Origin of the sequence: Xanthomonas sp. SHU 199 (assembly GCF_000364665.1) — a bacterium.
Taxonomy (GTDB): domain Bacteria; phylum Pseudomonadota; class Gammaproteobacteria; order Xanthomonadales; family Xanthomonadaceae; genus Xanthomonas_A; species Xanthomonas_A sontii.
Genome location: NZ_AQOI01000424.1, coordinates 1 through 5,227, shown reverse-complemented (window position 1 = coordinate 5,227; position 5,227 = coordinate 1). Strand labels below are relative to the sequence as shown.

The window sequence follows — 5,227 nt, the reverse complement described above, 5'->3', positions numbered from 1 at the left end:
CTGCGGCTGCCGCTGCTGCCGCTGTCCGCGGCGCACCACGCCACGGCCGACCGACTTGCCGCCGACGCTGCCGCGTTGGAAGACCTATCCAGCCGCGAAACGCTCGCGGCCTGACTCCAGGAGATTGATTGATGCGTGCTTCCGTTCCCTACGTCCGCGTGCTGTCGGCCGCCGTGCTGGCGACCACTCTGGTCGCGGCCACCAGCGGTTGCAGCTGGTTCCACAAGGGCAAGCCGCGCGGCGACTACGCGCTGGCGCCCGACATGCGTCCGCTGGAAGTGCCGCCGGATCTGACCTCGCCGGATACCTCGGCGGCGATGAAGGTGCCGGCGCTGGCCTCGGCGCAGCGGCCTGCGGCCCCGGCCGGCCAAGCCCCGGCGGCGTCGAACAGCGGCTTCGTGGTGCCGGGGACGCGCGACCAGGTGTTCGGCCAGGTCGGCGACGCGCTGGGCGGCATCGAAGGCGTCACCATCGCCAGCCGCGCGCAGCTGCTGGGCTCCTACGACGTGGCCTACGAAGGCAGCAACTTCCTGGTGCGCGTGGTGGCGGTGGATGCCGGCGTCTACGTCTCGGCGGTGGACCCGCGCGGCCTGCCGGCCACCGGCGAAGCGCCGGTCAAGCTGATCGCGGCGTTGAAGGCCAAGCTGGGTCACTGAGCCGAGCCGGTGTGGTCCGGCGCCTGCGCCGGATCTGCTGCAGAACGCGAAACGGGCGCCCAGTGCGCCCGTTTTCGTTCGGCAAGAACACTGCGCTGCTCTTTGTGGATGCAAGGAGCGGCGTTGGCCGCGATGGGCTCTGCGAGATGCGCGTCGCGTCTGATTCAAACAAGGCGATAAGAGCCGCTCCTTGCTTCTGCGCGCCGTACCCTCACCCCAACCCCTTTCCCGAGGGGAGAGGGGCTTCGGCTTCTCCCTTCTCCCGCTCGGGAGAAGGTGCCCCGAAGGGGCGGATGAGGGTACGGGCGAAGCCTCGCGTCCTACTAGGGTGTAATCACGTGTCCGGTTGCACTGAGGCAAAGCAAGTTGGAGGCGCTCTGAAGCCGCCGCTTGTATGGACTGTTTAGCGAACAGTGCCCGGGCAGAATCCGCGGCGCGGTTACTTCTGCAGCAGCGGCAGCTTGTTCGGCTTGCCGTCCCACTCGGCGGCGTCGGGCAGCGGTTCCTGGCGCGTGGTCAGCACCGGCCAGGCCTTGGCCAGTTCCGCGTTGAGTGCGACGAAGCCTTCCTGGCCGGCCGGCACGTCGTCTTCGGGGTAGATGGCGTTGGCCGGGCATTCCGGCTCGCACAGGGTGCAGTCGATGCACTCGTCCGGATCGATCACCAGGAAGTTCGGGCCGGCGTGGAAGCAATCCACGGGGCACACTTCCACGCAGTCGGTGTATTTGCACTTGATGCAGTTTTCGGTGACGACGAAAGGCATGGCGGGATCCGGCGATTAACCCGGTAATTCTAATGCAAAGCGGCCGCCGCCGTCGTGTGTGCGGGGCAGCGGGGCAGGAGGCGGGCGGCGCGCGCGGCTCAGCCGGCGAGGCCGCCGTGCTGCTGTGCCAGCCGATACAGGCCGCGTGCGGCCAGATCCTCCGGATGGGTGCGCACGCGGCTGCCGAGCGCGGCCAGCGCATGCGCGTAGCGCGCCAGCAGGCCGCTGCCGCCGACCAGATGCACCACCGGCGGCAAGGTGGGGTGCGCGCGCAGTTCGTGGCCGATCAGCAGGCCGGACAGGTAGGACGGTGCCGCGGCGCCGCTCAGGCGGTCGAACAGGCCCAGGCTGCGCACGCCGAACAGATGGTGCAGCACCCCGCCGGGGTCGCCGCTGCGCTGCACGCCGGCATCGAACGCGGCCGCATCGAAGACGCTGTCGTCGGCGTCCATCAGCCGCGCCAGCAGGCTGTGCGTGCGCAGCAGCGCGTACAGCTCGCCGGTCATCATCGTCGCCAGCGAGGCGATGCGCCCGTCCTGCAGGGTCACCCACTTGCTGTGGGTGCCGGGCAGGCAGACGTGGTGGATCTCGGTCGTCGGCGGTTCCTGTGCGAGCAATGCGAGCAGGCCGATCAGTTGCGTCTCCTCGCCGCGCATCACGTCCGGCACGGCGTCGGCGTCGCTGGCCACGCCGGGCACGAACCACAGCGTGCGGCCGGGCAGGGCCGGATCCTGTAGCGGCTGCATCGCCGCGGCCAGGGCGGCAGCGTCGGCCGGGCAGGGCGCGTACGGCAGTTCGATCCAGCCGTTGCGGCTGCCGATCATCCCGCACAGGACGACGTCGCCGTCCCAGCCGTCGATCAGGGCGGCCAGGGTCACCGGGAAACGGCCCTGGCAGGCGGCGATGCCCTGGTCGCTGCGGCGCTGGTCGAGAATGCCGCCGTCGGCGTCGAGCCGATAGCCGCGCAGGCTGCTGGTCCCCCAATCGACGACGATCATGCGCTGGCGATGCGTCCTTCGGGCAGGCCGGCGATGCCGACCGCGGCCACGTATACGCCGCCGGCCTGCGGCGTGCGTGCCAGTTCGTCCTCGCTGTGGTCCTGCCGCGAGGTGCTCAGGTACAGCGTGCCGCCATCGGCGCCGCCCAGGGCGGGGCAGGTGGGATGCTTGACCGGCAGGGCGACACGGCGCTCGACGCTGCCGTCGGGGCGGTAGCGCACCACCTGCCAGGCGCGCCATTGCGCGTTCCACAGGTGGCCTTCGGCGTCGACGATGGCACCGTCCGGCTCGGCACCGGCATGGTCCAGTTCGGCGAACACGCGGCTGTTGGCGGTGTGCGCGCTGTCCGGGTCGTAGTCGCAGCACAGGATGCGCGGCTGCACCGAGTCGCAGTAGTACAGGGTGCGGCCGTCGGCGCTGAAGCAGATCGCGTTGGGAATGGCCACGCCCGGCAGCGGCAGGCGGCGCAGGCCGTGGCGCGCCGACCATTGGTAGAAGCTGCCGACCGGCGCCTGGTCCTCGCGTTCGCTCATGGTGCCGAATACGAAGTTGCCGTGGCGATCGGCGCGGCCGTCGTTGCTGCGGGTGTCGTCGCGCTCCGGTTCCACGTCCGCCAGGTGCTGCAGCGGCAGCGTGCTGTCGGCCTCGGCGGCGGCGTCCGGATCGGCGGCGTACACGCCCTTGGCCAACGCCAGCAGCAGGCGGCCGTCGTCGAACAGGCCCAGGCAGCCGGGACGATCGGGCAGGTCCCAATGACGGCTGACATTGCTGGCCGGATCGTGGCGCCACAGGCGGCGGCCGCTGATGTCGACCCAGAACAGCACGCCGCGGCGTTCGCACCACAGCATGCCCTCACCGTGCGCACAGCGGCTGTCCACCGCCAGCGTGGCGGTGTGGCGGGGCGGAAGAGAGGTGTTCATCGGCTCACCACTCGGCGATGCTGCCGTCGGCGTGACGCCAGATGGGGTTGTGCCAGTCGGGTGGGTTGGCGTTGGCATGGCGCAGGCGCTCCTCGTCGATCTCCACGCCGAGGCCCGGTTTGGGCAATGCGGCGATGCTGCCGCCATTGTCGCAGGCGAAGTCGTCCTTGTTGAGCACGTAGTCGAGCAGGTCGGCGCCTTCGTTGTAGTGGATGCCGATGCTCTGTTCCTGCAGCACCGCGTTGTGCGAGACGAAATCCACCTGCAGGCAGGCGGCCAGCGCCACCGGGCCGAGCGGGCAGTGCGGCGCCAGGCCGACCTCGTAGGCCTCGGCCATGCTGGCGATCTTCAGGCATTCGGTGATGCCGCCGGCGTGCGAGAGATCCGGCTGCAGCAGCGACAGGCCGCCGGCCTGCAGCACCGGCTTGAAGTCGAAGCGCGAGAACATGCGCTCGCCGGCCGCCAGCGGGATCGGCGTGGACGCGGCCAGCCGCGGGTAGTACTCGGCCTGCTCGGGCAGCACCGGTTCCTCGACGAACAGTGGCCTGAACGGCTCCAGTTCGCGCAGCAGCACGCGCGCCATCGGCGCGGCGACGCGGCCGTGGAAGTCGATGCCGAAGTCGATGGCGGTGCCGAACGCCTCGCGGATCTGCGCGACCTTGGCCACCGCCGCATCCACCGCGCGCGGGCCGTCGATCAGCTTCATTTCCTCGGTGCCGTTGAACTTGAAGGTGTCGAAGCCGAGGTCGCGGTAGCCCTGGATCTGCGCGATGGTCGCCGCCGGGCGGTCGCCGCCGACCCAGCGGTAGGTCTTCATGCGGTCGCGCACGCGCCCGCCGAGCAGTTCGTACACCGGCACGCCCAGCGCCTTGCCCTTGATGTCCCACAGCGCCTGGTCGATGCCGGCGATGGCGCTCATCAGGATCGGGCCGCCGCGGTAGAAGCCGCCGCGGTAGAGCATCTGCCAGATGTCGTTGATCCGCGCCGGATCCTTGCCGATCAGGCTGTCGCCGAGTTCGCGCACCGCGGCCTCGACGCTGCGCGCGCGGCCTTCGATGACCGGCTCGCCCCAGCCGGTGATGCCCTCGTCGGTCTCGATCTTCAGGAACAGCCAGCGCGGCGCGGCGTGGTAGGTGGTGAGGCGGACGATCTTCATGCGCGGTCCAGATAGGCGTGGCGGAAGGCGGCGGCGTGCGCCTGGGTCTGTGTCAGCGACTGGCCGGGGCGGTACAGCTCGCCGCCGATGCCGGCACCGATCGCGCCCGCGCCGAGGTAGTCGTGCAGGGTCTCGGTGTTGACGCCGCCGACCACGAACAGCGGCACCTGCGCCGGCAGCACCGCGCGCAGGGCGCGCACGTGGCCGGGGCCGTAGGTGGCGGCGGGGAACAGCTTGAGCATCTGCGCGCCGGCATCCAGCGCGTCGAACGCCTCGGTGGCGGTGGCGAAGCCAGCCACCACCTGCAGGCCGCGCGCCACCGCGTGGCGGATCACCGGCGGGCGCGTGTTGGGGGTGACGATGAAGCGTGCGCCCAGATCGGCCAGGGCGTCGACGTCGCCGATCTGCAGCACCGTGCCGCCGCCGATCCAGCAGCGCTGTCCGAACGCCTGCGCGGCCGGGCCGATGCTGTCGGCCCAGCGCGGTGAATTGAGCGGGATCTCGATCGCGTCATAGCCGGCGTCGGCCAGCGCCCCGACGTGCGCCAGCGCGTCCTCGGGAGTGAGACCGCGCAGGATCGCGATCAGCGGGAGTCGGAACGGGGAGGCGGCGGACATCGGAATACCTGGCAGAAACGACGGTGACGGAGGCGCCCGGCCAGCGCGGCGCAGCGGCGGGACCGGACGGCGGGAGGCCACGGTCCGCGCCCGTGCGTCGGCGCGCTGGCGCCAAGC

General features: G+C 70.9%; 6 protein-coding genes. 1 reads left to right on the top strand and 5 read right to left on the bottom strand.

The window, feature by feature from the left end:
* The first annotated feature begins 131 nt into the window (after positions 1–131).
* Positions 132–656: a hypothetical protein gene (locus D183_RS0113835; protein ID WP_010343910.1), complete on the top strand. Its 525-nt coding sequence runs from the start codon at positions 132–134 to the stop codon at positions 654–656.
* A 439-nt stretch (positions 657–1,095) separates the two neighbouring features.
* Here the strand turns inward: D183_RS0113835 and fdxA are convergent, their stop codons facing one another.
* The 5 genes from fdxA to D183_RS0113810 all read right to left on the bottom strand — a co-directional run bounded on the left by fdxA (position 1,096) and on the right by D183_RS0113810 (position 5,110).
* Complete coding sequence (gene fdxA, locus D183_RS0113830) at positions 1,096–1,419, bottom strand: ferredoxin FdxA (protein ID WP_017909525.1); 324 nt, start codon at positions 1,417–1,419, stop codon at positions 1,096–1,098.
* A 98-nt stretch (positions 1,420–1,517) separates the two neighbouring features.
* Positions 1,518–2,417, bottom strand: a complete 900-nt coding sequence (locus D183_RS0113825; protein WP_017909524.1) for a 2-dehydro-3-deoxygalactonokinase — start codon at positions 2,415–2,417, stop codon at positions 1,518–1,520.
* The gene (locus D183_RS0113820; protein WP_017909523.1) at positions 2,414–3,337 is read right to left on the bottom strand and encodes an SMP-30/gluconolactonase/LRE family protein; all 924 of its coding nucleotides are present in this window, start codon (positions 3,335–3,337) and stop codon (positions 2,414–2,416) included. The genes D183_RS0113825 and D183_RS0113820 overlap by 4 nt, the downstream gene beginning before the upstream one ends.
* A 4-nt stretch (positions 3,338–3,341) precedes the next feature.
* Entirely contained in the window at positions 3,342–4,493 is a 1,152-nt protein-coding gene (dgoD, locus tag D183_RS0113815; protein WP_017909522.1) for a galactonate dehydratase, read from the bottom strand.
* Complete coding sequence (locus D183_RS0113810; protein WP_017909521.1) at positions 4,490–5,110, bottom strand: 2-dehydro-3-deoxy-6-phosphogalactonate aldolase; 621 nt, start codon at positions 5,108–5,110, stop codon at positions 4,490–4,492. The genes dgoD and D183_RS0113810 overlap by 4 nt, the downstream gene beginning before the upstream one ends.
* Between the last annotated feature and the right edge of the window lie 117 nt (positions 5,111–5,227).